General features: G+C 65.8%; 28 protein-coding genes and 1 pseudogene. 22 read left to right on the top strand and 7 right to left on the bottom strand.

All coding sequences use genetic code 11. From position 1 onward, the window contains the following. Positions 1–148: 148 nt before the first annotated feature. Genes QOH60_RS16850 through QOH60_RS16840 form a run of 3 tightly spaced genes read left to right on the top strand, consistent with a single transcriptional unit; the run spans position 149 to position 3482 of the window. Positions 149–1342, top strand: coding sequence for an NAD(P)/FAD-dependent oxidoreductase (locus QOH60_RS16850; protein ID WP_526422375.1), 1194 nt, complete (start codon positions 149–151; stop codon positions 1340–1342). Beyond that, positions 1339–2235 carry an RNA polymerase sigma-70 factor gene (locus tag QOH60_RS16845; protein WP_526422373.1) on the top strand — a complete coding sequence of 299 codons (897 nt, stop codon included), beginning with the start codon at positions 1339–1341 and terminating at the stop codon, positions 2233–2235. Before QOH60_RS16850 ends, QOH60_RS16845 begins: the two co-directional genes overlap by 4 nt. Before the next feature lie 17 nt (positions 2236–2252). Continuing rightward, the gene (locus tag QOH60_RS16840; protein WP_526422371.1) at positions 2253–3482 is read left to right on the top strand and encodes an aminodeoxychorismate synthase component I; all 1230 of its coding nucleotides are present in this window, start codon (positions 2253–2255) and stop codon (positions 3480–3482) included. Here QOH60_RS16840 and rsmI read toward each other — a convergent pair. Next, on the bottom strand, positions 3449–4288 hold the full coding sequence (gene rsmI / locus QOH60_RS16835; protein WP_526422369.1) for a 16S rRNA (cytidine(1402)-2'-O)-methyltransferase: 840 nt from the start codon (positions 4286–4288) through the stop codon (positions 3449–3451). The two genes, QOH60_RS16840 and rsmI, sit on opposite strands and share 34 nt — an antisense overlap. A gap of 71 nt (positions 4289–4359) precedes the next feature. On the opposite strand from rsmI, the gene QOH60_RS16830 reads away from it, so the two are divergent. Together QOH60_RS16830 and QOH60_RS16825 are read left to right on the top strand one after the other, a co-directional pair. Beyond that, positions 4360–5856, top strand: a complete 1497-nt coding sequence (locus QOH60_RS16830) for a dolichyl-phosphate-mannose--protein mannosyltransferase (protein ID WP_526422433.1) — start codon at positions 4360–4362, stop codon at positions 5854–5856. A 107-nt stretch (positions 5857–5963) separates the two neighbouring features. Continuing rightward, entirely contained in the window at positions 5964–6836 is an 873-nt protein-coding gene (locus tag QOH60_RS16825) for a type IV toxin-antitoxin system AbiEi family antitoxin (protein ID WP_526422367.1), read from the top strand. Positions 6837–6934: 98 nt separating this feature from the next. Here the strand turns inward: QOH60_RS16825 and arcA are convergent, their stop codons facing one another. Continuing rightward, on the bottom strand, positions 6935–8143 hold the full coding sequence (arcA, locus tag QOH60_RS16820) for an arginine deiminase (RefSeq protein WP_526422365.1): 1209 nt from the start codon (positions 8141–8143) through the stop codon (positions 6935–6937). A gap of 352 nt (positions 8144–8495) precedes the next feature. Here arcA and soxR point away from each other — a divergent pair, with 352 nt between their 5' ends. Both soxR and QOH60_RS16810 read left to right on the top strand, forming a co-directional pair. Continuing rightward, entirely contained in the window at positions 8496–8939 is a 444-nt protein-coding gene (gene soxR, locus QOH60_RS16815) for a redox-sensitive transcriptional activator SoxR (RefSeq protein WP_526422363.1), read from the top strand. Positions 8940–8973: 34 nt separating this feature from the next. After that, the gene (locus QOH60_RS16810) at positions 8974–9570 is read left to right on the top strand and encodes an alpha-ketoglutarate-dependent dioxygenase AlkB (RefSeq protein WP_526422361.1); all 597 of its coding nucleotides are present in this window, start codon (positions 8974–8976) and stop codon (positions 9568–9570) included. A gap of 4 nt (positions 9571–9574) precedes the next feature. On the opposite strand, the gene QOH60_RS16805 is transcribed toward QOH60_RS16810, so the two are convergent. Together QOH60_RS16805 and QOH60_RS16800 are read right to left on the bottom strand one after the other, a co-directional pair. Beyond that, positions 9575–10255 carry a DUF5642 family protein gene (locus tag QOH60_RS16805; RefSeq protein ID WP_526422359.1) on the bottom strand — a complete coding sequence of 227 codons (681 nt, stop codon included), beginning with the start codon at positions 10253–10255 and terminating at the stop codon, positions 9575–9577. 28 nt (positions 10256–10283) lie between these two features. Further along, on the bottom strand, positions 10284–11015 hold the full coding sequence (locus tag QOH60_RS16800) for a DUF5642 family protein (RefSeq protein ID WP_526422357.1): 732 nt from the start codon (positions 11013–11015) through the stop codon (positions 10284–10286). 42 nt (positions 11016–11057) lie between these two features. On the opposite strand from QOH60_RS16800, the gene QOH60_RS16795 reads away from it, so the two are divergent. Beyond that, positions 11058–11366, top strand: a complete 309-nt coding sequence (locus tag QOH60_RS16795; RefSeq protein WP_526422355.1) for a hypothetical protein — start codon at positions 11058–11060, stop codon at positions 11364–11366. Between the two features lie 3 nt (positions 11367–11369). Here the strand turns inward: QOH60_RS16795 and QOH60_RS16790 are convergent, their stop codons facing one another. Together QOH60_RS16790 and pat are read right to left on the bottom strand one after the other, a co-directional pair. Beyond that, on the bottom strand, positions 11370–12182 hold the full coding sequence (locus QOH60_RS16790; RefSeq protein WP_526422353.1) for a shikimate 5-dehydrogenase: 813 nt from the start codon (positions 12180–12182) through the stop codon (positions 11370–11372). Then, positions 12179–13159, bottom strand: a complete 981-nt coding sequence (gene pat, locus QOH60_RS16785) for an acetyltransferase Pat (protein WP_526422351.1) — start codon at positions 13157–13159, stop codon at positions 12179–12181. The genes QOH60_RS16790 and pat overlap by 4 nt, the downstream gene beginning before the upstream one ends. 174 nt (positions 13160–13333) lie before the next feature. Here pat and QOH60_RS16780 point away from each other — a divergent pair, with 174 nt between their 5' ends. The 13 genes from QOH60_RS16780 (at position 13334) to QOH60_RS16720 (ending at position 23513) form a co-directional block, all read left to right on the top strand. Further along, the gene (locus tag QOH60_RS16780; protein WP_526422349.1) at positions 13334–13813 is read left to right on the top strand and encodes an Hsp20/alpha crystallin family protein; all 480 of its coding nucleotides are present in this window, start codon (positions 13334–13336) and stop codon (positions 13811–13813) included. An 84-nt stretch (positions 13814–13897) separates the two neighbouring features. Next, a complete protein-coding gene (locus QOH60_RS16775; RefSeq protein WP_526422347.1) occupies positions 13898–15463 on the top strand; it encodes an FAD-dependent oxidoreductase in 1566 nt (521 codons plus the stop codon). 44 nt (positions 15464–15507) lie between these two features. Beyond that, positions 15508–16095, top strand: a complete 588-nt coding sequence (locus QOH60_RS16770) for an Rv2253/PknI dimerization domain-containing protein (RefSeq protein WP_526422345.1) — start codon at positions 15508–15510, stop codon at positions 16093–16095. 2 nt (positions 16096–16097) lie between these two features. Next, positions 16098–16982 (top strand): fructose bisphosphate aldolase, encoded by an 885-nt coding sequence (locus tag QOH60_RS16765; RefSeq protein WP_526422343.1) that lies wholly within the window; start codon positions 16098–16100, stop codon positions 16980–16982. Between the two features lie 143 nt (positions 16983–17125). Next, positions 17126–17407: a TetR/AcrR family transcriptional regulator C-terminal domain-containing protein gene (locus QOH60_RS16760; protein ID WP_526422341.1), complete on the top strand. Its 282-nt coding sequence runs from the start codon at positions 17126–17128 to the stop codon at positions 17405–17407. Between the two features lie 13 nt (positions 17408–17420). Beyond that, positions 17421–18170: an alpha/beta fold hydrolase gene (locus QOH60_RS16755; protein ID WP_526422339.1), complete on the top strand. Its 750-nt coding sequence runs from the start codon at positions 17421–17423 to the stop codon at positions 18168–18170. Positions 18171–18314: 144 nt separating this feature from the next. After that, positions 18315–20147, top strand: coding sequence for an acyl-CoA dehydrogenase C-terminal domain-containing protein (locus QOH60_RS16750; protein ID WP_526422337.1), 1833 nt, complete (start codon positions 18315–18317; stop codon positions 20145–20147). Between the two features lie 119 nt (positions 20148–20266). After that, positions 20267–20671 (top strand): VOC family protein, encoded by a 405-nt coding sequence (locus tag QOH60_RS16745; protein WP_526422335.1) that lies wholly within the window; start codon positions 20267–20269, stop codon positions 20669–20671. Positions 20672–20730: 59 nt separating this feature from the next. Continuing rightward, positions 20731–21111 carry a helix-turn-helix transcriptional regulator gene (locus QOH60_RS16740; RefSeq protein ID WP_526422431.1) on the top strand — a complete coding sequence of 127 codons (381 nt, stop codon included), beginning with the start codon at positions 20731–20733 and terminating at the stop codon, positions 21109–21111. A gap of 5 nt (positions 21112–21116) precedes the next feature. Next, a complete protein-coding gene (locus QOH60_RS16735; RefSeq protein WP_526422333.1) occupies positions 21117–21527 on the top strand; it encodes a VOC family protein in 411 nt (136 codons plus the stop codon). Continuing rightward, positions 21527–21889 (top strand): DUF1801 domain-containing protein, encoded by a 363-nt coding sequence (locus tag QOH60_RS16730; protein ID WP_526422331.1) that lies wholly within the window; start codon positions 21527–21529, stop codon positions 21887–21889. The genes QOH60_RS16735 and QOH60_RS16730 overlap by 1 nt, the downstream gene beginning before the upstream one ends. 54 nt (positions 21890–21943) lie before the next feature. Next, positions 21944–22387, top strand: coding sequence for a nitroreductase family deazaflavin-dependent oxidoreductase (locus QOH60_RS16725; RefSeq protein ID WP_526422329.1), 444 nt, complete (start codon positions 21944–21946; stop codon positions 22385–22387). A 457-nt stretch (positions 22388–22844) separates the two neighbouring features. Further along, positions 22845–23513, top strand: a complete 669-nt coding sequence (locus QOH60_RS16720; RefSeq protein ID WP_526422327.1) for a response regulator transcription factor — start codon at positions 22845–22847, stop codon at positions 23511–23513. Here the strand turns inward: QOH60_RS16720 and QOH60_RS16715 are convergent. Continuing rightward, positions 23495–24901, bottom strand: a complete 1407-nt coding sequence (locus QOH60_RS16715) for a sensor histidine kinase (RefSeq protein ID WP_526422325.1) — start codon at positions 24899–24901, stop codon at positions 23495–23497. The genes QOH60_RS16720 and QOH60_RS16715 overlap by 19 nt on opposite strands. Positions 24902–25165: 264 nt before the next feature. On the opposite strand from QOH60_RS16715, the pseudogene QOH60_RS16710 reads away from it, so the two are divergent. Continuing rightward, positions 25166–25286: pseudogene (locus QOH60_RS16710) on the top strand (deazaflavin-dependent nitroreductase); the annotation flags it as partial.

Below are 25286 nucleotides of genomic sequence, written 5' to 3'. Positions count from 1 at the left end.
CCGATCTGGCGTGGTGGTCGGATTCGTCTAGCAAGACAAGTCACGCTCCGAACTGTCTGGTCACTCGGACAAGCCTCGCTCCGTGTGACATGGCGCACACTCATCCCATGCGCTGTCACGCTGACGCCGTCGCCGGTGTCTTGAGGGCATGACCGAGATGAAGACCGATACCCACGTCACCGAACCCATCAGCGTCGTCGTTGTCGGCGGTGGATACGCCGGCACCCTCGCGGCGAACCATCTGCAGACCCGGCAGGGCCTCACCGTCACGCTCGTCAACCCGCGGCCCTCGTTCGTCGAGCGGATCCGGCTTCACCAAATGGTGGCCGACACCGGCTCGGCGACCGTCGACTACGCAGACCTCCTGCATCCGGATGTGCACTTGGTGATCGATGCCGCCGCCGAGATCGACACCGCGAACCGCCGCGTGCGGCTGGCATCCGGAAGCGGCCTGCGCTACGACTACCTGATCTACGCGGTCGGTAGCTACGGCGCTGTGCCCACAGTGCCCGGAGCAACCGAATTTGCCTACCAGATAGCCGATTTCGAACACGCACAGCTTCTCCACAAGCGGATCGCCAACCTGCATCCCAGCGCCCCTGTGTGTGTCGTGGGCGGCGGACTGACGGGGATCGAGGCAGCCGCCGAGATCGCCGAGAGCCGGCCCGAGGGCCAAGTGACGCTGATCTGCAGCCCGGTGCTGGGCCCGTCGCTCAGCGCGCCGGGGCGACGCTCGGTGGCACGCCAGCTGAGCCGGCTCGGCGTCCGTGTCGTGGAAGGGGCCGCCGTCACGGAGGTCCGCGACGACGGCGTCGTCCTGGAGGACGGCCTTGAGCTGCCCAGCGCCGTCACCATCTGCACCGCCGGGTTCACGGTGCCCGACCTGGCTGCCCGCAGCGGGCTGGCCACCGACTCGCTGGGCAGGCTGCTCACCGACGAGACGCTCACCAGCGTCGACGACCACAGGGTCGTCGCCGCAGGGGACGCCGCCGCACCGTCCGGCCAACCGCTGCGGATGAGCTGCCAGGCCGCCGGGCCGCTTGGCGCGCAGGCCGCCAACACCGTGCTCAGCCGGATCGCCGGCGACGACCCCGCGGTGATCAACCAGGCGTTCACCGGGCAATGCATCAGCCTGGGCCGCAAGAAGGCGATCTTCCAGGTCTCGCATACCGACGACACACCGCGAAAGCTGTTCATCGCGGGTCGTGCGGCCGCGACGCTGAAGGAACTCGTCTGCAAGGGCACCGTCTGGATCATCGCCAGGGAGGGTCGCAAGCCGGGCTCATATCTGTGGCTCAAGGGCGGCAACCGGCCTGTCAACGATCCGGTGCCCAGCACATGACCGAGTCCAACCATGCTGAGCGGTTCACCCATCTGAGACCGTTGCTGTTCACGATTGCCTACGAGATCCTCGGCAGCGCAACGGAATCCGACGATGTCTTGCAGGACAGCTACCTGCGCTGGGCAGAGGTCGACCTGTCCACGGTGAACGACACCAAGGCCTACCTCGCCCGGCTGGTCACTCGGCAAGCCCTCAACGCCTTGCGGGCCCAGTCCCGCAGGCGTGAGGACTACATCGGTCCGTGGCTGCCCGAGCCTTTACTGCTCGAGCACGACGATGCGTCCAGCGACGTCGTACTCGCCGAATCCGTGTCGATGGCGATGCTCGTGGTGCTCGAAACGCTGACTCCCGACGAGCGTGCCGTCTTCGTCCTGCGGGAGGTGTTCGGATTCGATTACGACGAAATCGCTTCGACGGTAGGCAAATCCGCGCCTGCCGTACGGCAGATCGCTCACCGGGCCCGCGAGCACGTGCACGCCCGGCGCAAGCGGTTCGAGCCGCTGGACCCGCAGCAGACCGCGCAGATCGTCGACGAGTTCCTGACGGCGTCGACGACGGGCGACTTGGACAAACTCATCTCGATGATGGCCCCGGACGTCACCTGGACCGCCGACAGCGGCGGCAAAGCGAGCGCGGCGCGCAGGCCGGTGGTCGGCGCCGACAAGGTGGCCCGCGCGGTGATGGGGCTGATGAAGCTCGGCAGCCGCCTGCCCGACGTCCGCATCGAGCAGACCGTCTGCAACAGCGCGCCCGCATTCGTCGTCTACAGCGGCGAGCACCTGGAGGGCATCTTCAGCGTCGAGGTCGTCGACGGAAAGATCACGCACTTCTACGCGATCCGCAACCCCGACAAGCTCGCGGCGGCGGCGGTACGGCGCGAGATCAGCCGGTGACTCTGCCAAGCTGAGGCATGCGGATCGAACGGCTCGGGCAACTGGGTGACGCCTCCGCGGTGCTGCTGGCTCTCGCGTCCGCTGGTCCGGCCAATCCGGCCGCGCTGGTCGGTGATTGGTTCTCCTCGCGCGCCGTCATCGCCCCGCGGGTGACCGCGGTGCCCGTTCGTCCGCACGAGGTCTTCGCGACGTCGGCCGCGGCCGGTGACGTCGTCGGCGGCGGTTGGATCGGCTACCTGTCCTATCCGGACCCCGGCGCCGACGGCCGGGCTGGACGCATCCCGGAGGCGGCGGGCGGCTGGACCGAGTCGGTGCTGCGCCAGGACCGAGACGGAATCTGGTGGTACGAAACGCTTTCCGATACGCCGATGCCGTCCTGGCTGGCGCGCGCGCTGACGCGCCGCCCACGGTGCACCGGCTGGCGGATCGACTGGGACTCCGCTGACCGCGGCGCGCACCGCGTTGGCGTTGCGGCCTGTCTCGACGCGATCGCTGCCGGCGAGGTCTACCAAGCGTGCGTCTGCACGCAATTCACGGGCAGGATGGACGGCTCGCCACTGGAGTTCTTCGCCGACGCGGTGGCCAAGACGGCACCCGCGCGGGCGGCGTTCGTCGCGGGTGAGTGGGGCGCGGTGGCGTCGTTGTCGCCAGAGCTGTTCGTGCGCCGGCGCGGGCAGTCGGTGACGTCGAGCCCCATCAAAGGCACTGCGCCGTGGTACACGTCCCCGTCCGACCTCTTCCATTCCGTCAAGGACGTCGCCGAGAACATCATGATCGTCGACCTCGTCCGCAACGATCTGGGCCGGGTGGCTGCCGTTGGCTCCGTCACGACGCCCGAACTGCTGGCGGTGCGCCCGGCGCCGGGTGTGTGGCATCTGGTGTCGACGGTGTCGGCCCGGGTTCCCGTCGACGTGCCGATGTCGTCGCTGCTCGACGCGACCTTCCCGCCGGCATCGGTCACCGGCACACCGAAAATCCGCGCCCGCCAACTGCTTTCACAATGGGAGCCGCATCGACGCGGAATATATTGTGGCACAGTAGGTTTGGCGTCGCCGGTGGCCGGCACAGAACTGAACGTGGCGATCCGGACGGTGGAGTTCGACGCCCATGGTGGAGCGGTGCTCGGTGTCGGTGGCGGCATCACCGCGGATTCCGATCCGGACAACGAATGGAGCGAGTGCCTGCACAAAGCGGCCCCGATCATCGGCGCCGGTCAGCTGTCCCTGGATCGCAACACCGCGTCGTAGAGCTCGCGCCGCGGCGGCGCGCCCGGGTGAGAAGCGACCACCTGCGCGCAGGCATCCTTCACCCGCATCCCGTCGCCGACCAGCGTGTTGACCTCGGCGACCAATGCGGCCACGTCGGCTTGCGGCGTCGCACCGGCCAATACGACGGTGATTTCGCCGAGAACGCCATCGGCGGCCCATTCGGCCAATTCGGCGATCGAACCGCGGACGACTTCCTCGTGCACCTTCGTCAGCTCGCGGCACACCGCCGCCCGCCGCGACGGCCCCAGCACCTCGACCGCATCAGCAAGGCACGCCCCCAGACGGCGCGGCGACTCGAAGAACACACAGGTCCGTCGCTCGGTCGCAAGGGTGGCGAACCATTCCCGGCGCGCCGAGCGCTTACGCGGCGCGAAGCCTTCGAAGCAGAATCGCTCGGACGGCAGCCCGGACAGTGCCAGCGCCGTCGTCACCGCGGACGGGCCAGGCAGGCAGGTGACCGGAAGGCCCTCCGCGATGCAGGCCGCCACCAGGCGGTAACCGGGGTCACTGACAAGCGGCATGCCGGCGTCGGTGACCGCCAGGACGGTCGCACCGGCTTTCATCTCGGCGATCAGGGCCGGAACCCGGGCGGCCTCGTTCTGGTCGAACAGGCTCACGATCTTGCCGCCGACGCGCACACCGAGCGCGGTCGCCAGCGTTCGCACGCGGCGGGTGTCCTCAGCAGCGACGATGTCGGCGCTAGCCAGTGCAGACACCAAACGGGCCGACGCGTCGGACGGCTGGCCCAGCGGCGTCGCGCCCAGCAGTAGGCGGCCCCCTCCCATGGGGACAGCCTACGATCGCCGATGTGACCGCCACCGACGTCGAGGCACGCGATGAGGAGCGTGCGACGCCGATGCTCAGCCCGGGGCCCGTAACGCCCGTCGCCGACTTCGGGCCGACGGACAGGCTGGCGGGTTGGGCAATGACGGCGGTCATCACTGCGCTGGCCGCGTTGACCCGGTTCGTCACCGTCTGGCGGCCAACCGACGCGGGGACGCCGATCTTCGACGAGAAGCACTACGCGCCACAGGCGTACCAGATGTTGTTCAACAACGGCCTGGAGGACAACCCCGGCTACGGGCTGGTGGTGCATCCGCCCCTCGGCAAGTACTTGATGGCGATCGGCGAATGGATTTTCGGATACAACGGCATGGGCTGGCGGTTCAGCGGGGCCGTGTGCGGCGTGATCGTGGTCCTGCTTGTCGCGCGGATCGTGCGCCGGTTGACCCGCTCAACGCTGGCCGGTGGCATAGCGGGGCTGTTGATCATCGCCGACGGGGTGAGCTTCGTAACGGCGCGCACGGCGCTGCTCGACGGCTTCCTGACGCTGTTCGTCGTGGCGGCGTTCGGCGCGCTCATCGTCGACCGCGACCAAGTGCGCGCACGCATGCACGTCGCGTTCCTCGAGGGCAGGATCGACGAAACACCTTGGGGCCCAAGGCTTGGCGTGCGGTGGTGGCGACTCGGCGCGGGCGTTCTGCTCGGATTGGCGTTCGCCACCAAATGGTCCGGGCTGTACTTCATGGTGTTCTTCGCCGCGATGTCGCTGGCGTTCGACGTGGCTGCGCGAAGGGAATACCGCGTGCAGCGGCCGTGGCTGGGAGTGCTTCGGCGCGACGTCGGGCCGACCGTGTACGTGACGGCCGTCATCCCGTTCGCGGTGTACATGCTGTCCTACGCCCCGTGGTTCGCGTCGGAGACCGGCGTCGACCGTTACGAGGTGGGCCGGTCGATCGGCCCCGGCGGGGTGATGCCGGATGCATTGCGCTCGTTTTGGCACTACACCTACGGCGTCTACAAGTTCCACGCGGGGCTGACCAACGCCGCCGGGAACTATCACCCCTGGGAGTCGAAGCCGTGGACGTGGCCCATGTCGCTGCGTCCAGTGCTGTATGCGATTGACCAGAACAACGTTCCGGGCTGCGGCGAGCAGTCATGCGTCAAGGCAGTGATGCTCGTCGGCACGCCGGCGATGTGGTGGATCGCGGTGCCTGTGCTCGGCTGGGCGCTGTGGCGCGCGGTCATCAAGCGCGATTGGCGCTACGGGGCGGTGCTGGTCGGATATTGCGCGGGATGGCTGCCGTGGTTCGCCGACATCGGCAGGCAGATGTACTTCTTCTACGCGGCGCCGATGGCACCGTTCCTCGTGATGGCCATCGCGCTGATTCTCTGCGACATCCTCTACAAGCCCGATCAGTCGAGAGAGCGGCGAACGCTCGGGCTGCTGGTGACCAGCTTCTATGTGGCGCTGGTGATCGCGAACTTCGCATGGCTGTTCCCGGTGCTCACCGGAATGCCCATCTCCCAAGGCACCTGGGACATGGAGATCTGGCTGCCCAGCTGGCGCTAAGCCGCGGTTGCTGCGCGAAATGGAATTCCATGTAGTGATTTGGGCTTATCCACAGCAGTGGCTTCCGTCTCGCGGATGAAGCGGTATTCCCGGCGAAGATTGGGTGCGTGGGGGAAGTAATCCTGGGGTCCGAGGCAGTGCGCGAAGGTGTTCTGACGCCCGGCGAATTGCGATGCAGATACCGCCCGATCTATCCGGACGTGCACGTCCCCCGTGCTGTTGCCCCGACGCTGCATGATCGGACCAACGGTGCGTGGTTGTGGTCGCGACGGCGGGGAGTCATCACAGGCAGGGCGGCCGCGGCCCTTCACGGCTCGCGGTGGATCGACGACCTCGCACCGATCGAGTTGATCTGGAGCAACAACCACCCACCGTCGGGCGTCATCACGCGGAACGAAAGAATCGGCGACGACGAGATCATGAGCGTCGACGGCATGCATGTGACGATCCCTGCGCGAACGGCCTTTGATCTCGGAAGGTTCCTGCGCCGCGACCAGGCGGTCGCCCATCTCGACGCTCTCGCGAACGCGAGAATCATCCGGCCGGCGGATGTTCTAACCCTCGCAGAACGTTATGCGGGTGCACGTGGAGCGAAGAAGTGCAGGACCGCGGTTGAGTTGATGGACGCGGGCGCACAATCACCGAAGGAAACATGGCTTCGGCTGTTGGTCATCGATGCCGGATACCCCAGGCCCAGAACGCAGATACCGGTGCTCGACGACGACGGCTTCGCTTTCGCCTATCTCGATCTGGGCTGGGATGACGTCATGATTGCTCTCGAATATGACGGCGAGCACCACCGCACAGATCCGATGCAGTACCGCAAAGACATTCGGCGCATCGAGGCGATTCAGCGCCAGGGATGGATCGTCATTCGCGTAATCGCCGGAGATCGGGCGGAGGACATCCTCGAACGCCTCAGATCCGCCTGGCTCAGCCGTGGCGACGCCTACATCCCACCATCACGACGGTCAGCCTGACGTACTTCGCCACCGCGAAACAGAAGCCAGCGTTGTAAAACCCGCCGTTTCGCTACATGGAATTCCATTTCGCGGAAGAAAGGCGCAAGAAGGGGAAGCTAGAGCGGGTCGCGGGCGGCCGGGCAGGACATGCATCGCGGGCCCCCGCGTCCGGAGCCCAGCTCACATGCGGAGATCCGCAGAACCTCGATGCCGAAATCCTCCAGCCGCGAGTTGGTTTCGGTGTTTCGCTCATAGGCGACGACGACTCCGGGCGCGAGCGCCAGCGTGTTGTTGCCGTCGTCCCACTGCTCGCGTTCCGCGGTAACGGGGTCCAGCCCTGTGTCGATGACCCGCAGCCGGTCGATTCCCATCGCCGCAGCCGCGGCTTCGACGAACGGGCGCTCGTCAGCGATCGTCACGCCGCCTTCAGCCCGCGTAATCGTGAACGCCGACAGCGTGTCAACGACGTTGGGATACATCAGCACCGCGTCGACGTCGACCATCGTGCACACGGTATCCAGATGCATCTGCGCGCGCTCCTGTGCGATCGGCACCGCCAGCACTGTGTGCGCCAGACCATCATCGAAGAGACTGCGCGCCAACGCTTCTGCTCCCGCCGGCGTGGTCCGCTCACCCACCCCGACCGCGATCACACCCGGGGAGAGCAGCAGCACGTCACCACCCTCCACCGGCGCCGTGTGCGACTCGTACGCCCGCCGAACCCCGGTGAACCGCGGGTGATGCGCGTAGATGATGTCGGTCAGCGACGTCTCGCGCACCCGGGCGGGCATCGCCAGCGATGTGATCACGATCCGTGGGCCGATCCACACCGACGAGTCGCGGGTGAACATCAGGTTGGGCAGCGGATCGATGACGAAGTCCGCGCCGTGATGCATCCGCCGCACCAGCGACTCCCCCACCGCTGCCGACGACGGCAACTCCGTGAACGTCATCCCCGCGACCAGCACATGCGCCAGCGCCGGTGGCGAGAGTCCCCGGAGATAAGACGAAAGCTCCTGCGCCAGCGGATGTCCCAGCCGCCGGGCATCCACCGCCGCCGCAATCCCGTGCATCCGCGCGGCGCCACTGCCCAGCGCCTCGGTCAACAGGTCGCCTAGCAGCATCACGTCGACGCCTCGGGACCGCAGCAACTCGGCGAACGCGTCGTGCTCTTCCTGTGCGCGTGCCACCCACGGCAGCCCGTCGAAGAGCAGCGCATCGTTGTTGCGGGGAGTCAGCCGCTGCAACTCCGGGCCCGGCCGGTGAAGGATCACCGCACGCAACGTCCCGACCTCGGAGTTCGAACCCAAGACGTACCCGGCCACGGCTAGCACCGTAACGCGAGAATGCCGGCCAGACGCGATGCTCGGCCTCCACGATCCCTATCGGTCCGTGCCGTCCCGGCGGCGGTCGACAACATCAGAAGCCGCGGGGCACATCGCAAGTAGTGCGACGTGTCCTGTGCGTGGTGCGCTAACCGGATACCCAGCGCGAAAGAAGCCGACCATCCTGCGCGACCGGAATGTGCTCGTCATGTTCAGTACTCCTCTACAAGGTGATGTTCTTCGACCCAACTGTCGCTCGTCGGCGCGTCATGAACCATCGGGCGAGCGGCCCGATCAACAGATGAAATGCGCCTCCTCCAATCGGGGGATAACACAACGCTGACCCTCAACTATGGTTGAGGTGGTGGACGACCATGAGCTCACTCCCGGCGACCTTGCCCATCGCAGCGGAGTCGCGGTCTCGGCCCTGCACTTCTACGAGCGTGAGGGCCTGATCGTCAGCAGGCGAACGTCGGGCAATCAGCGTCGCTACTCACGCGACACACTCCGGCGGGTGGCATTCATCCGGATGTCGCAGCGCCTGGGCATCCCACTGGCCAGGGTGCGGGCCGCCCTCGCCACCCTGCCCCAAGACCGGGTGTCGACGAGCAAGGACTGGGCCAGACTCTCGGCCGGCTGGCGCCGCGATCTCGACGACCGGATAACCCACCTGCAGCGGCTCCGCGACAACCTCGCCGAATGCATTGGCTGCGGCTGCCTGAGCCTGAAGAGTTGCGCGTTGACCAACCCCGGCGACGTGCTCGCCCAGTATGGCCCCGGCGCAGTCCGCCTCTGACCCCGATCGAACATTCGTGCGATAAACTGGCCGGGTGACATTCGCGGTTCAGGGTGCTCTGTTCGACCACGCCGACCGCCGCACACTCACCGACGGCGCGTGGGTCGAGGTCTGCTCGGGCTGGCTGCCCGACGGCGATGCGCTGTGCGACGAGCTGCTCGCGACGACGCCGTGGCGGGCCGAGCGGCGCCCCATGTACGACCGTGTGGTCGACGTGCCACGGCTGCTCAGCTTCCATGACCTGATCGCCGGGCCCGCTCCGCATCCAAAAATCGACGAGCTGCGCCAGCGCCTCAACGCCACGTACGGCGACGAACTCGGCGAGCCGTTCACCACCGCCGGCTTGTGCCTCTATCGCGACGGCGACGACAGCGTTGCCTGGCACGGCGACAAGATCGGCCGCGGCAGCACCGAGGACACGATGGTCGCAATCGTCAGCCTTGGCGCCACCCGCACGCTCGCACTGCGCCCACGAGGCGGCGGAGCATCGCTCCGACTGCCGCTGGCACACGGCGATCTGCTCGTGATGGGCGGTTCGTGCCAGCGGACGTGGGAGCACTCGGTACCCAAGACCACCAAACCCTGCGGGCCGAGGATCAGCATCCAGTTCCGGCCACGCGGCGTTCGCTGAGCGGTCAGCCGCGAACGGCGGCGACCGCGTCGGTCAACAACTGTTGCGCGCGTTGCACATTCACCGGCGGCACGGGCTGGTTGGGCAACGGCAGAGGATTCGCGGTCACGACGACGAGGTAATCGCCGAGATACGCGACGTACGTGTACAACTCGCCCGATGCAGTCGCCGTCTGCAGTTGACGGTGCTTGCCCAGAGTCGGCACGCCGTCGATGTGCGGCGCGTCGACGACCACGACGACACCGCGCATGTCCTTGCCGCCGAACGTGACGTGCTTGCACTTGTCGACGGCCTCGGGGTCCAGACGCACGGGCTCCGACGTCTCGACCGCCATCGCGATGAACCGGTTCCCCTCGCCCTCCGCGGTCAGCGTGGCGATGTTTCCTTTCAAGCCGGCAGGAAGCGTCCACGCGTACTTCGCGCAATCGGCCGGATCCCATACAAGGTCTTGCTGAAATTGGATGGGCGCCAACAGCTTTGGATCAACGGCTGTCTTTCCTATGGTGTGCACCACGTACGGGGGAGCAAATGTCGACTTCACCGACAGGACTTTGTCGATGTCGAGCGACGCCTTCGGCGGCGTTGACGAACTCGACGTTGCCGACGAACCGCCGCCCGAGCACGCACTCATCAGTACAACGGCCACGACGTTCGTGAGAGCGAGCAGCATCCTGGGCGACCGCATCGGGCCAAATGTACCGAACAGGACCGATTCAGCGGCGCAACGTCGCCACGGTTTTGGTCAACATTGTCTGTGCCAGATCATCTGGCAGCGCGGACGGCTGGGCGCCCGGGTCGGTGACGACCGTGACGAACGCGACGTACTCGCCCAGATATGCCGTCACCGTCGTGGCGCGCAAGTCAGTCTCGGTTCCCCCTTCCACGACCGTGCGGATCGCGGTGATCATGCCGAAGGTGGACACGCCGTCGACGGCGGGGGCGAAGGAGTCGACGATCGCAGACGTGCGCCCGGACTCCATCGACCAGTGACTGCAGGCCGCCACGGCACCTGGGTCAGGTTCCGCGCCCGACGCAGAGGCGGCCACGATCACGTAGACGATGCCGCCGTCACCTGAACCCGAAAACCCCTGTGGCGGGGACGAGCCGCCTACCGCCGGGTCCGCGAGAGCCCCGCACTCCGGCGGTTGCGACGACCACCCCGGCTTCAGGCCCCAGAACGTGGCTGGGGACGCCTCACCACGGGTCTCGGTGACCTCGAAGCCCGGCGGGAACGCGCCACGCACGCGGCGGATGTTGTCCTGGTTGACGTTGATCGCCTGGCCAGGGCGAGGTGTCGACGACGCGCTGGGCGAGTGCGTCGGCGCCGAGCAGGCCGTGACGGCCACCGCCGCCGCCAGGGTGAACCAGCGCGGACTCACGCCCGTTGATATCACAGATGCGATTCCCGATTCGGGAACGAAATTCGGCCGCGCGGCGATGTACACCGTGAGTAGGCTGGGAATTAGGTAAAAGAAGGAGGCGGGGCTATGCGCTCGCCATTGACGCTCGTCGCAGCAGCGGTCGCCGTAGGCGGTGCTGTCCTCGCGCCGGCGGGGTTAGCCTCAGCAGACGATTCCGCGCAGAACACCATCAACTACTGGCAGAACCAGGGTTACAAGGTCAACATCGACCGCGTCGGCAGTGCGCCGATCCAAGACTGCGTCGTCACGGGTGTCCGCAACCCGAACACGATCACGCGGCTGGTCCGGGTGAACGGCAACGGACCCGGCCGCAGCTACCTGGTCCCGGTCATCGTCAGCCAGACCGTCAACGTCTCGCTCAACTGCACCAAGTAACTCTCAGACGCGAGACCACGCCGACGCAGCCTCGATCTGCGGCTGTGTGGGGCGCACTCCTGTGTACCGCTCGAACTGTTCGGCCGCTTGCAGCGCGATCACCTCGGCGCCCGTGATCACTCGCTTGCCCGCCTCGCGCGCGGCCACGACGAGCGGTGTCTCCGCCGGAACGGCTACCACGTCGAACACGACATCAGCTGCGTCGATCACGGCACGGTCGAAGGCCATGTCGCCACTCTCCGGGCGCCCGGCCATGCCGACAGGCGTCGCATTGACGATCACCGAGGCGCGTATTGAGCCGACGTCGGCCTGCCAGCCATAACCGAGCCGACCCGCCAACTCTTCGCCGGATCGCGAATTGCGGGCAACCACCGTGCCGTCACGAAAGCCGTTGTCGCGGAACGCAGCACCCACAGCTCGGGCCATGCCGCCGCTGCCGAGCACAATTACCCGCGCCGACGAATCCAGATCCTCGATGAGCGAGCGCACCGCGACGTAGTCGGTGTTCGACGCCGTGAGGTGTCCGTCGTCGTTGACGATCGTGTTCACCGCGTCGATCGCGCGGGCCGACTCCTCGATCTCGTCGACGAGTGCCATCACGTCCTGTTTGAAGGGCATCGACACCGAGCAGCCACGGATGCCCAACGCGCGCACACCGCCGATCGCCGCGCGGATGTCTGTGGTGGTGAACGCTTTGTAGATGAAGTCAAGGCCGAGCTGCTCATAGAGGTAGTTGTGGAACCGGGTGCCGATGTTGCTGGGTATACCCGACAGCGAGATGCACAGCCTGGTGTCCTTGTTTAGGGCGGGCTTCATTCGAACGCCTGGATGAGTTGTCGAGCGACGGCCTGAATCTCGTTGAGGTGCTTGATCTTTACCGGCAGATTCGCGGGATCGGGCACGTCGACGGTCGCGGTGACGACTCCGGGTTCGTCGCGTACCCAGTGCGCGTCGAGGCGGTCCAGCAACGCCCGCGCTGGCAGGTTGTCGGCCAGCACCTGTGCGTGGAACCGCTCGATGCCGTCGACCCGGGCCGCAACCGCCAGGGCGGCGAACAGCAGCGTACCGATCCCGCGGCCCTGGTACGCGTCGGCCACGGTGAACGCGATCTCGGCCACCACCGGGTTCTCCGGGTCGCGCACAAAACGTCCGTCGGCGATCACGGGGCCGTCCTCCCCGTCGGTGATGATCCAGACGAAATGGTCGACGTAGTCGACCTCGAACAGGTACGTCAGCACTGTCGCCGTGGGGGTGCGCACCGAAAGGAAGCGGCGGTAGAGCGTCTCGGCCGAGAACATCACCCGCCCGTGAGCCACGCGCTGGGTGTCGCCGGGCAGCACCGGGCGCAGCATCAGTTGGGTGCCGTCGCGGGCCTCGACCGGGATCGGCTTGACGAACGCGGCCAGCCGCTGCCGGGCCGTCTGCACCAATTGCGTTGCGATGCCCGGAATCTCAAGCAGGCACTCGAACGCCGGCTCGAATCCCAGGTAGCCGGCAACGTCGTCGGTCGCGACCACGGTCGCGGTGCGGGGCTTGTTTCGCAGCAGAGCGATCTCACCGATCAGGCCTTCGGACAGAAACGCGACGAGGGTGCGGCCGTCGGCGTCGGTGTGCCGCACCTCGACCTCGCCGGACGCGATGATGAAGAACGACACCGCAGCTTCGCCCTGGCGCATGAGGACCTCGCCGTGCGGTACGCGCATCGGCGTCAGTTCGGCGGCCAAGGCCGTCAGTTCCTCAGCGGGAATCCCGGCGAATACGGGAAGCGCGCCGAGTTCGGTTGCGGCGGTCATCGAGTCGTCTCTCGCGGAATCCAGCGTGCCCGGTAGTGCCGACCATATTTGTCAAAAATTTGCTTGTCGAGTATTAGCACTCGCAACGGCAGAGTGCTAATCTAGTCACCGCACAGTTCAACGGGCTGCCCGCCAGGGTGGCGGGCTTCCAGCGTGACGTAGGAGGTGACTACTGTGCTTCGTTTTGATCCTTTTAGTGACATCGATGCTCTCACCCGCAGCCTTCTGACCGGCCAGACCGGGTCCGTGCGGAGTCCTCGGTTCATGCCGATGGATCTTTACAAGGTCGATGACCACTACGTGCTCACGGCTGATCTGCCGGGCGTCGACCCCGGCTCGGTCGATGTCAACGTCGACAACGGCACAATGACCGTGACTGCGCACCGGACTGCACAGCCGGCCGAGAACGCCGTGCAGTGGTTGAGCAACGAACGGTTCTTCGGTACGTATCGGCGCCAGCTGTCTCTTGGCGAGGGCATCGACGCGTCGGCGATCTCGGCGACCTACGAAAACGGTGTCCTGTCCGTCACGATTCCGGTAGCCGAGCGCGCAAAACCGCGGCGCATCACGGTCACGAGCTCCGGCTCAGCCCAGTCAATTGACGCAACCACATCGGCCGAGCCGATAGCGCAGACCGCCGTCGACTCGTCGTAGCCGCCGAGCGCAGAACCCGCAGTCGGGCAATCCGGCTGCGGGTTCGTTTTTCCGGCCGCACCGCGGGCCTGGGACACTCGCCTCATGCCCGCGTCGGAGTCTGGTGATGGTGTGCGGATAGACGATCTCCCGGTGATCGACACTGACGTGTTGGTGGTGGGCGCTGGCCCGACGGGTTTGATGGCCGCGGTGGTGCTGAACCGGCGCGGGCTGGCTGCGGTGGTCGTCGACCGCAAGGCAGGTCCCACCCGGGAATCGCGCGCCTTGGCAGTACAGGCACGCACCATGGAGATCTACGACCAGCTGGGACTGGCAGACAAGGTGTTGGCGGGCGCGTTCCCGGCGACCCGCTTGCAGATCGGGGCAGAGACCGCCACCGCCGGAACCAACGACATTTCGCGTCTCCAGAAAGGTGCCACCCGGTTTCCCGGTGTCCAGATCTTCGAACAGAGCCGCAACGAGCAACTGCTGGCCGACACTCTGGTCGCCGTCGGCGGTGACATCCGGTGGCGCCATCGGCTGATCGATCTGATCGACAACACCGATCGGCCGGACGGCCGGGTCGAGGCGCTGATCGAAAGCGAGGACGGCACGCTCTCGAGAGTGCGGGCGCGGTGGTGCATCGGGGCCGACGGCGCGTCGTCGGCGGTACGCCGGCAACTCAACCTGCCCTTCGAGGGCAAGACCGATGAGGCGACGTTCTGGGTCGCCGATGTTCGTGACGTCCAAGGTGTGCCGGAGAACGCCGTCAACCTGCGATTCGGCAAGTCGACGTTCGCGGTGGTCTTCCCGCTCGGACCGCACGGTCACATCAGGTTGGTCGCGTTGGCGGCGCAAGAAACGATCGCCCAGGAGGAGGCGCTGGCGAGCGCGGACACCGAATTCGGTCTGACCCACGGGGCCGTCGAGTGGTTCTCGGCGTATCGGGTCCATCACCGCATCGCCTCCAAATTCCGGGTGGGATCGATCTTCTTGGCCGGCGATGCCGCACACGTCCACTCCCCGGTCGGGGGGCAAGGCATGAACACCGGCCTGCAAGACGCCCACAACCTGGCCATGCTGCTCGCCGACGTAGCCCACGGCAGGGTGAGTGAGCGGGCATTGGATCGCTATGAACGCGAGCGGCGGCGGGTGGCACTCATCCTCGTCAATGTGACCGACCGCGCGTTCGGAGTCATCGGCCGTCGGGGCCGGATGACGGCGTTGTTCCGCAACCGGTACGGCCGCATCGCCGCCAAGGTGGTACCCCGCCTTTTCAAGTCCCGATTCGGCGCCCGCATCGGCGGCTACCTGGGGCAATACCGCATTCGTTATCACTATGTCGGCGCCGGGCATCTTCCAGCGTGGGCCGACGACCCTGCAGTCGGTCGGCGTCTGGCGCCGGTGGAGGCAAATCAGGAGGCACTGAAAACGATGACGTGGCAGCTACATACCTACGGTGCGGGTGCCGCGGTTCGTCCCGACGTGCCGGCCTGGGTGGAGGGACCGCACGCGTTCGGCGCCGACCCGCACCGCCGGCTGCGGTCGGATCGGCTTTATCTGGTCCGACCCGACCAGTTCGTGGCCGCGTCGATACCCCTGCAGGGCGACACAGCAGACGGCGCTGCGCTGAAATCAGCGATGGCCGCACACCGGCTGGTGACGGACTAGCGGATGAGCGCTCGCGCGAAGAGCAGACCGGCTAGGTTCGAGACGTGCTCGTCGGCAAAGTTGCAACGACTATCGCCCTCATCGGGGCCCTCGCGTGCGTGGCGCAGGCGCAAGCCCACGCGGATCCACCGGTGCTACATGGCACATACCGGCTGGACTTCGACGGTGCAAGCCGCACGATCAACGGCGTGGCGAGTCCCGCGGCAAACACGTCGGCGACTTATACGTTCAACTCGTCGTGTGCCGAAGAGGGGTGCACCGCCAGCGCAGTCCTACTCAACGCCACCGACAAGGAAGCCGTCTCGGCGCATAATCCGGACCTGACCCTTGAGTTCGTCGACGGAGCGTGGAAGCTGTCGCTTCCATACGACTCTCAATGCGAGGAAGTTGGTGAGCGCAATCAGCTCCTGACTTGGTCGCTGACGCCCCAGGGTTCGGACGTGTTGACCGGCTATCGCATCGTGGCGACGCCCGGCCAAGCATGTAAGGGAGACGACGTCGGACCCCTCAGCCAGCCCATGACCGCCACGCGGGTCGGAACCACCGCGCCCGGCGTCCTGCCGATGCCGTGCCCAGCGCCCTGTGGGGCCGGCACGATACCGCCCGTGCGAGGATTTCCGCCAGGAGGGTAAGCATGAACGCAAAGCAGCGCGAAAAGATGTCAGACGGTGCGGGATTCGTCGCAGCATTGGACCAGAGCGGCGGAAGCACGCCGAAGGCGCTTGCGCTGTACGGCATCGAAAAAGACGAGTACTCCAGCGACGAGCAGATGTTCGACCTGGTGCACGAGATGCGGACCCGCATCATCACCAGCCCCAGCTTCGACGGCAGCAGAATCCTCGCGGCGATCCTGTTCGAGGACACGATGGACCGCCAGATCGAGGGCCGCCCGTCCGCCGACTACCTGTGGAACGTCAAGCAGGTCGTGCCGATCCTCAAGGTGGACAAGGGCCTCGCCGACGAAGCCGACGGCGCGAAGGTGATGAAGCCCATCCCCGGGCTGGACGACCTCCTGTCCCGCGCCGTCGACAACGGCATCTTCGGAACCAAGATGCGCTCGTTCATCGCGCTGCCGGGCAAGGGCCTCGACGCGGTGGTCGAGCAGCAGTTCGAGGTCGGGCGACAGATCATCGCCGCAGGGCTCGTCCCCATCATCGAGCCGGAGGTCGACATCGACAGCCCGCAGAAGGGCGAGGCCGAAGAGCAGCTGAAGGACGCACTGCTGGACGCCGTGAACACGCTCGATGACGGCCAGCAAGTCATGCTGAAGCTGACGATCCCGTCGACTGACAACCTGTACGCGGAACTCATCGAGCATCCGAAGGTGATGCGAGTGCTCGCGCTGTCGGGCGGCTACACGCGCGACGACGCGTGTGCCCGGCTCGCCCGCAACCACGGCATGATCGCGAGCTTCTCCCGCGCACTCACCGAAGGGCTCACCGCACAACAGAGCGCCCAAGAGTTCGACGCGGTGCTCGACAAGGCGATCGCCGAGATCGCCGCCGCCTCCGGAACCTGATCACCTCCGTCGCGAGGTACCCGCCTCTTCCGCGAGCCGTCCGCGTCAGCCATCGCCTTATTCCCCGAGACCGCGAGGTCCGTAGAACTGCCCACCGACGACGTTCGGGTCGGTGGCCGCGCGCAAGGTCTCACCGGATCGCCATGAACGAGTCCGCGAGATTCCCCGAATTTGCCGTCAGCGCTGAAACATTGGGCTGGTCCCGACGGCATTTACAAGTCGTCGAACCCCTCCGTCGTCACCAGCAAGCGAGGGCGATCACGGTTGACGACATAGATCTTGCCGCCGAGCACTTTCTCGCGATGGTTGAGGTGTTGCCGGCCCGGTTGGCAGACTTTGGCGTGTTCCGCAGCAACGAGGAGCAGGAGCGGCACCTCGAGCACGCCGTAAATCTGTTCCTCCGCGGGGTCCTCGCACACGACTGAACAGGTGGTGCACGTGGGTCTGCCCGGCCTCGTCTTTATCCACGGTGGCGCGCATGCCGCCGACTGCTGGGATCTCACCGTCGACGAACTCGCGCGGCAGGAACCCGAACTGCCGGTACTCGCCGTCGACCTCCTAGGCCGTGGCGCGCGACCGGCCGACCTTTCGCAGGTCACCGTCGCCGACTGGGTGGAGTCGGTGGTTGCCGACGTCGAATGCGCGAGGCTGAAAGACGTAGTGGTGGTGGGCCATTCGATGGCAGGGCTGGTTGTGCCGGGTGTCATGGCAGCCCTGGGTCATCCGCGGGTTCGTGAGGCGGTCTTCGTCGCGGCTTTCGTTCCACCGCAGGGGTCAACTGTCGCCCGGTCTCTCGGCGGCCCGCTCTCGCTCTTCGCACGAGCCGGGCCGAAGTTCAACAGATCGTTCCCGATGCCCAGTGTCCTAGCACGGTTTGGGTTCTGGAACGGCATGACGGTCGCGCAGCAGCGGTTCGCAAACGCGCGGCTGTATTCGGAATCCGTTGGCGTCCTCATCGAGCCCGCCGACCGCAGCTCCATGCCGGACGAGGTGCCAAGAACCTGGGTCCTCACGCTGCGAGACAGGGCGTTGTCGCCGCGCCGCCAGCGCAGCTACATCCAAGACCTCGGCGGCGTCGAGACCGTGATCTGCATCGACACCTGTCACGACGTCATGTACAGCGAGCCAGCGCGATTGGCCCAAATCCTGCTTGAGCGGTGCAGGTTGCGCGCCTCTGCTGTGGATTAGTCCGGTGTGATCCAGGCCACATCCGCGAGTGACCACGGACCCTACGGTTCCGTCACCGTAGGTTTGCGATGGTTACGCTTGCGTACGTTTTCCTCGATCCCGCACACTTCGAGCGATTGACCACGCGTTCAAAAGGGAAAACCAGTGGGCCACTACATCGCCAACCTTCGCGACATCGAATTCAACCTGTTCGAGGTGCTCGGCTTAAACAGCGTTCTCGGGTCGGGTGAGTACACGGAACTCGACGCCGAGACCGCTCGCACGATGCTCGACGAGGTCGCCCGGCTTGCGGAGGGACCGGTCGCCGAGTCGTTTGCCGCAGCTGACCGCAACCCGCCCGTTTTCGACCCCGAGCACCACACCATCAGCGTGTCGCCCGAAATTGAAAAGACAGTCCATGCGGTCAAGGAGGCCGAGTGGTGGCGGCTCGGCATCGCCGAGGAGATCGGCGGCGTTCCCGCGCCGTCGCCGCTGACGTGGGCGATCAACGAAATGCTGTTGTGCGCCAACCCAGGCGTGGGCTTCTTCTGGGCTCTCGGACCGGCCATGGCCAATGCGCTTGCCGTGGAGGGCAACGACGAGCAACGCCGTTGGGCGGCAGAGGGTGTGGAGCGAGGATGGGCGGCCACCATGGTGCTCACGGAGCCCGACGCCGGCTCGGACGTCGGCGCCGGCCGCACCAAAGCCATCGCCCAGCCCGACGGCACATGGCACATCGAGGGCGTGAAGCGGTTCATCTCCGGCGGCGACGTCGGCGACACCTCGCCGAACATCTTCCACCTCGTTTTGGCGCGGCCGGAGGGCTCAGGCCCCGGCACGAAGGGCCTGAGCCTGTTCTATGTGCCCGAATTCCTTTTCGACCCAGAGACTTTCGAGCTCGGTCCGCGCAACGGGGTATTCGCCACCGGGCTGGAACACAAGATGGGCATCAAGTCGTCGCCCACGTGCGAGCTGACGTTCGGCGCCCACGGCGTGCCTGCCGTCGGTTATCTGGTCGGCGACGTGCACAAGGGCATCGCGCAGATGTTCACCGTGATCGAGCACGCGCGCATGACGATCGGCGTCAAAGCCGCGGGCACGTTGTCGACCGGTTATCTCAACGCGCTGGATTACGCCAAGGAGCGCGTGCAGGGGTCGGACCTTACCCAGATGACCGACAAGACGGCTCCGCGGGTCACGATCATGCACCATCCCGATGTGCGCCGGAGCCTGATCACGCAGAAGGCTTATGCGGAGGGACTGCGGGCGCTCTACCTCTACGCCGCTGCACACCAGGACGACGCTGTGGCGCAACAGGTTTCAGGCGCGGATCCAGAGATGGCACAACGCGTCGACGACCTGCTGCTTCCGGTCGTAAAGGGCGTCGGCTCCGAGCGCGCCTACGAGGTCCTGACCGAGTCGCTGCAGACGCTGGGCGGCAGTGGCTTCCTTCAGGACTACCCGATCGAGCAGTACATCCGCGACGCGAAGATCGACTCGCTCTACGAGGGCACCACGGCGATTCAGGCCATGGACTTCTTCTTCCGCAAGATCGTCCGGGACCGCGGTGGGGCGCTGGCGCATGTGCAGGCTCAGATCACACAGTTCATCGACGCCTTGGGTGAGCCCTTCAAGCATGAGGCCGAGCTGCTGAGCACCGCGCTCGATGACGTGCAGGCCATGGTGACCACCCTCACCGGGTACCTGATGGCGTCGACCGACAAGCCCACGGAGATGTACAAGATCGGGCTCGTCTCCGTGCGATTCCTTCTTGCGGTGGGTGATCTGATCATCGGCTGGCGACTCCTCGACCAGGCGAGCGTCGCGCACGCGGCGCTGGGCGCGTCGCCTGATCAGAAAGACAAGGCCTTCTACGAGGGCAAGATCGCCACGGCGAGGTTCTTCGCCAAGAACATGCTGCCCGGCCTCACCTCCCTGCGCGGGATCGTCGAGTCCGTCGACGACGACGTCATGGAGCTTCCCGAAAACGCGTTCTGACGCGCACGCCGCGGGTCTACGCTTCGCGAGTCTGAAGCCACTGCGGCGACACGCCGACGAGGTTCGCAGAGATTTCAGATTCGCGGGTCTGAAGCCGCGGACTGCAGAAAGCTGAGGCCATGATGGGCGGCATCTTCGATCAGGCGTCGATGGTCGCGACGATTTTGCGGGTGCGCGACGTCGCCGCGTCGGTCCAGTGGTATCGCGAAAAGCTGGGCCTGGAGCCGATGCACGTCGGAAGCGACGGACCCGACCACCCGATCGCTGCGTACACAATCGCCGGGTCCGTCGTGTCGTTGTGGCAGTTGCCGCCGGGCCAGGCGCGCGCAACCGAGGACAACGACCGCAACACCTACGTGGTGGTCGTCATGAACGGCGGTCTCGAACCGGCTCGGCGTGCGCTGATCGAGCGGGGCGTCGACATCGGCGAGATCCGCCGCAGCGAGAACAACGAGTTCGTCTGGTGCCACGACCTCGACGGCAACCGCTGGGAGCTCAGCCGGCCGTTACCATCGCGCGGGTGAGCAGCACACCGCAGGAGCGTCTTCGCGACCTGAAGTTGCTACGACGTGTCCGGGACCGGATGGACCGGGAGTACGCACAGCCACTGGACGTCGAGGCGCTAGCGCGCGGCGTGAACATGTCGGCCGGCCATCTGTCCCGCCAGTTCAAGGCGGCCTATGGCGAGTCGCCGTACTCGTATCTGATGACCCGGCGCATCGAGCGTGCGATGGCGCTTCTGCGGCGCGGCGACATGTCGGTCACCGACGTGTGCTTCGCGGTCGGCTGTTCGTCGCTGGGCACGTTCAGCACACGATTCACCGAGCTGGTCGGCATGCCGCCCAGCGCGTATCGGGAACGTACGGAGCACGTGACGGAGGGGATCCCGTCATGCGTCGAGAAGCAGGTGACCAGGCCGATCAGGAATCGAGAAGCGCCGACCGCTGGGCTCCAACTAGCGTGAAACACATGGACATCACCATTCATTCGAGTTTCCTCCCGCACGACGACCCCGAGGCATCCCTGGCGTTCTACCGCGACGTCCTCGGCTTCGAGGTTCGCCTTGATGTCGGCGGCGGCACGATGCGCTGGATCACGATCGGGCCGCCGAACCAACCGGACACGTCGGTTGTGCTGTTCCCGCCGGCCGCCACACCCGGCATCACCGACGACGAGCGCCGCGTCATCGCCGAGATGATGGCCAAGGGAACCTTCGGCACACTTCTTCTGGCTACCAAGGACCTCGACGGCACTTTCGCGCAGGTCCAGGCCCGCGACGTCGAGGTCGTCCAGGAGCCGACCGAGCAGCCGTACGGCGTGCGTGACTGCGCGCTGCGCGATCCGGCGGGGAACATGGTCCGCATCCAGGAGCTGCGCTGATGAGCGATGCCAGCAGCAAGATCGACGAACGGATCAAAGAGCTCGGCGACTGGCGGGGTGACACGCTCGCGCGCATCCGCAAGCTCATCACGCAGGCCGTCCCTGACGTCGTCGAGGAGTGGAAGTGGCGCGGGGTGCCGGTGTGGTACCGCGACGGAATGCTCTGCACCGGCGAGACGTACAAGGACTACGTCAAGGTGACGTTCGCCAAAGGCGCCTCGCTGGACGACCCGTCCGGCCTCTTCAACTCCAGCCTTGGCGGAAACACCCGGCGCGCCATCGACTTTCACGAACACGACAAGATCGACGAGAAGGCGTTCAAGGCGCTCGTGCGCGCTGCGGCTGATCGGAACTCGTCCTAGCTCAGCAATATCAATCTGATTGACATATATCAGCCGGGTTGATACGAATGAGCAATGTCTGATCCCAAGCCGCCACGCTGGCTCAAGCCGATGAACAAGGTCATGACGGCCGTGCAAAAGCTCGGCATCGTCCCAGGACCGGTCCGTGTACTCACGGTGCCTGGCCGGAAATCCGGAAAACCGCGCACCACGCCGGTAACTCCCTTCACGTTCGAAGACGGCATCTACGTCGCGACTGGATACCCGCGGGCGGACTGGGTGCTCAACGCCCGCGCGGCGGGTGTCGGCACGCTCATCCGCGGACGCAAGTCGGAGCCCGTCGCATTTGTCGAGTTGACTGCAGACGAGGCAAGGCCGGTGCTGCGGGCACTCCCGACGGAAGTCCCCGCCGGCGTCGGGTTCTACAAGCGCGCAGGGATGGTCGAGCAAGGAACGCCGGACGAGTTCGAGGCGCTGGCCGGCCGGTGCCCGGTCTTCAGGCTCGACGCCGTCACGTAGCCCCCCACCGTCGAACGTCCACGCTTGGGCAGCTGTCCTTCTCAGCGGGATCACAGTGGCGATCCCCCACCCTTGGGGTGCGCGTGATCGAGCGAGATCACCTGACACACACCAAGGAGATTCCACGATGATCGATCGGACGTTCGCCGCTGCCTGCGCTACTGCGTTAGCACTGATGGGTATTGGTGGCGGCGTGGCAATCGCGACACCAACGCCGAGCCCTCCACCCCCGTCGCCGACAGCCCCCGCACCGCCCGGCGCCCCGGATAACGGCAATGGGGACTGTCCGGACAACCCTGAGCCCGGCGACACTCCGGACCCCGCGGGGCAGGACACTCCCGAGCCGGGCGACTCCCCGGATCAGTGTCCCGACGTGCCTGAACCAGGAGATACTCCAGACGGCCCCGGGCAGTGACGACCCGATGAGATCGACCGCGCCGGCGGGTAGCGTGCCCGCATGAGGGTCCTTATTGTCGAAGACGAAGCGAGGTTGTCGGCGACGCTGTCAATGGGCCTGAAAGCAGAGGGCTTCGTCGTGGTAGCGGTCGGCACGGGCGTCGAGGGGCTGCATCTGGCCACGGAGGAGCAATTCGATGTCGTGGTGCTCGACATCATGCTTCCCGGACTCAGCGGGTACGAAGTGGTGCGTCGGATGCGGGCGAAGGAGGTGTGGACGCCCGTGCTGATGCTGACCGCCAAGGACGGTGAGTACGACCAGACCGATGCATTCGACCTCGGCGCCGACGACTACCTGACGAAACCCTTTTCATTCCGGGTGCTGGTGGCTCGGCTTCGAGCGCTGGTCCGGCGGGGCGCACCTGAGCGGCCTGTGGTCCTCACCGCGGGGACACTCTCGCTTGATCCGAGCCGCCATGTGGTGCAACGTGATTCGACTAGAATTGAGCTGACCCCACGCGAATACGGGGTGCTCGAGTACCTGATGCGCAACAGGGACACGGTGGTGACCAAAGCAGACATCCTGCGCAATGTTTGGGACGCCCATCACGACGGACCCGACAACGTCGTCGAAGTCTACGTGGGCTACTTGCGCCGAAAGATCGATGTTCCGTTTGGCACCAACACAATTGAGACCATCCGGGGTGTCGGCTATCGGTTGATGTGCTGAGGTATGGTCACAACAATCGCTGTCCCGCCGCCCGGCCGGTCGCCGATAGTGACCCTTCCATCGTGGGCGGCAACAACATCTGCGACGATCGCCAGCCCCAGACCAGATCCCCCGCCAGCACGTGCTCGATCCTCATCCAGGCGCACAAATCGACCGAATACTTTTTTCCGTTCTGCCGGTGGGATGCCTGGTCCATCGTCGGCGATCGTCAGAACTGCGGCTCCGCCGGAACTCTCAACCCTGATCGCGATCAGCGATCTCGCGTGTCGCACGGCGTTATCCAACAAATTCCGGATGACGCGAGAAACGGCGACCGGGTCACCCACGAGCTGCGTTGGTGAAATGTCTGTCTGGACAACGAATTCGGTCTCGCGGCGAAGCCGCGTCACTTCGTCCTCGGCGAGACGATCGATGTGCATCTCGTCCCTGCGCAACACCAAGTCTCTCTCATCTGCACGTGCCAGAAGGAGAAGGTCCTCGATCAGCACGCGCATCCGTTGCGCTTCGGGCAGCAGTTTGTCGGTGACCAATTCCATGTCGAGCAATTCAGGATGGACTTCCGCCACCTCGAGCCCGGAAATGATGGTGGCCAGGGGACTTCGCAGCTCGTGAGACGCATCGCCGACAAATTGCTGTTGTGCACGGTGGCCTGCTTCTATGCGACCTAGCATCTCGTTCATCGTCACAGCCAATGCCGAGATCTCGTCACGGTTGGTCGGGACCGGCACCCGCTCGGCGAGATCCGAGGTAGAAATGTCTGCGACCCTGCTCCGTATCGCGTCAACCGACCGCAACGAGCGTCGGACGAGCCAGTAGCTCGCCGCGGCTGCGACTGTGACGACGACGGGCGCGGCTCCGGCGAGGAGAAGTGCCACTGTCCGCGCCGTGGCTTCGGCCGGTTCGCTGGCACCGCCGACGATCACCGTGTAGGTCCCAGTAGGTGCGCTCGTCGTAATCCCGCTCACGCGCATGTCGTCGGTGGGCACGGCATCGTCGGGCATACCGCGGCGCATGGTCGTCCCGAATTCAGCAATCGGGATCAACGGGTGATCCGGCGCATTCGACGAGCGTTGCACTACAACACCATTGGGAGCAATCACTTGCACGGCCGCCACGCGCTGATCGGTGGCATACAGCGCGCCGTCGAGATCACTAGGCGGATCCGATCCGAGCGCAGCCACGATGTCTCGGACTCGGCCGACGGCGGTGTCGTCGACAGCGGCCAACAAAGACTGATACAGGATCGCGACCAGACCCAGCCCGGCGGCTGCCAGGGCGACGAGAACCACCACGCCCGACACGACGGCAGAGCGAGCTGAGATTCCCCAAGCACTCGGCCTCAGGCGAGCGAGGACCGCAGCCACCGGCCTCGCCGTCGGAACGTCCATCCGCACAGTGTGATCGCAGACCTCCCAGCGGTCGAGCAGGCGGTTACGGGAATACCCGTTCCCTCAGCGTTACCTCAGCGATCCGGTTTTACCGCAAACCGAATGCCCAGATAGCCGCGCTTTCTCAGTGGATTCTCAGCGACGGCGCTCTACGGTCACGCCACGTCGTTATTAGGGTCGCCTTGCCTTAACCGGCCGGGCCGTGCTGCGGAAGGTGTCGCGTTGACTTCAGCCAGCGGGCAAGAGGTGTCGTCGGTATCGGTACAACTGATCGGGCCGGTGCTGCGGGCACTCCCGACGGAAGTCCCCGCCGGCGTCGGGTTCTATAAGCGCGCAGGGATGGTCGAGCAAGGAACGCCCGATGAATTCGAGGCGCTGGCTGGCC

The sequence above is a fragment of the Mycobacterium sp. genome, from assembly GCF_032159765.1.
In the GTDB taxonomy this organism is placed as follows: Bacteria; Actinomycetota; Actinomycetes; order Mycobacteriales; family Mycobacteriaceae; genus Mycobacterium.
Note: the sequence above shows the minus strand (reverse complement) of the source record. Positions and strands in the feature narration are given on the sequence as shown.

Excerpts from the sequence above, each read along its gene's own strand:
- pat (WP_526422351.1), bottom strand. The coding sequence starts at position 13,159 with ATGACCGCCGCAACCGAACTCGGCGCGCTTCCCGTATTCGCCGGGATT.
- QOH60_RS16760 (WP_526422341.1), top strand. The coding sequence starts at position 17,126 with ATGAACGAGTCCGCGAGATTCCCCGAATTTGCCGTCAGCGCTGAAACA.
- QOH60_RS16730 (WP_526422331.1), top strand. The coding sequence starts at position 21,527 with ATGAGCGATGCCAGCAGCAAGATCGACGAACGGATCAAAGAGCTCGGC.
- soxR (WP_526422363.1), top strand. The coding sequence starts at position 8,496 with ATGGTTGAGGTGGTGGACGACCATGAGCTCACTCCCGGCGACCTTGCC.
- QOH60_RS16715 (WP_526422325.1), bottom strand. The coding sequence starts at position 24,901 with ATGGACGTTCCGACGGCGAGGCCGGTGGCTGCGGTCCTCGCTCGCCTG.
- QOH60_RS16745 (WP_526422335.1), top strand. The coding sequence starts at position 20,267 with ATGATGGGCGGCATCTTCGATCAGGCGTCGATGGTCGCGACGATTTTG.
- QOH60_RS16740 (WP_526422431.1), top strand. The coding sequence starts at position 20,731 with ATGGACCGGGAGTACGCACAGCCACTGGACGTCGAGGCGCTAGCGCGC.
- QOH60_RS16775 (WP_526422347.1), top strand. The coding sequence starts at position 13,898 with ATGCCCGCGTCGGAGTCTGGTGATGGTGTGCGGATAGACGATCTCCCG.
- QOH60_RS16765 (WP_526422343.1), top strand. The coding sequence starts at position 16,098 with ATGAACGCAAAGCAGCGCGAAAAGATGTCAGACGGTGCGGGATTCGTC.
- QOH60_RS16850 (WP_526422375.1), top strand. The coding sequence starts at position 149 with ATGACCGAGATGAAGACCGATACCCACGTCACCGAACCCATCAGCGTC.
- QOH60_RS16790 (WP_526422353.1), bottom strand. The coding sequence starts at position 12,182 with ATGAAGCCCGCCCTAAACAAGGACACCAGGCTGTGCATCTCGCTGTCG.
- QOH60_RS16735 (WP_526422333.1), top strand. The coding sequence starts at position 21,117 with ATGGACATCACCATTCATTCGAGTTTCCTCCCGCACGACGACCCCGAG.
- QOH60_RS16720 (WP_526422327.1), top strand. The coding sequence starts at position 22,845 with ATGAGGGTCCTTATTGTCGAAGACGAAGCGAGGTTGTCGGCGACGCTG.
- QOH60_RS16805 (WP_526422359.1), bottom strand. The coding sequence starts at position 10,255 with ATGCGGTCGCCCAGGATGCTGCTCGCTCTCACGAACGTCGTGGCCGTT.
- rsmI (WP_526422369.1), bottom strand. The coding sequence starts at position 4,288 with ATGGGAGGGGGCCGCCTACTGCTGGGCGCGACGCCGCTGGGCCAGCCG.
- QOH60_RS16725 (WP_526422329.1), top strand. The coding sequence starts at position 21,944 with ATGTCTGATCCCAAGCCGCCACGCTGGCTCAAGCCGATGAACAAGGTC.
- QOH60_RS16845 (WP_526422373.1), top strand. The coding sequence starts at position 1,339 with ATGACCGAGTCCAACCATGCTGAGCGGTTCACCCATCTGAGACCGTTG.
- QOH60_RS16840 (WP_526422371.1), top strand. The coding sequence starts at position 2,253 with ATGCGGATCGAACGGCTCGGGCAACTGGGTGACGCCTCCGCGGTGCTG.
- QOH60_RS16795 (WP_526422355.1), top strand. The coding sequence starts at position 11,058 with ATGCGCTCGCCATTGACGCTCGTCGCAGCAGCGGTCGCCGTAGGCGGT.
- QOH60_RS16830 (WP_526422433.1), top strand. The coding sequence starts at position 4,360 with ATGCTCAGCCCGGGGCCCGTAACGCCCGTCGCCGACTTCGGGCCGACG.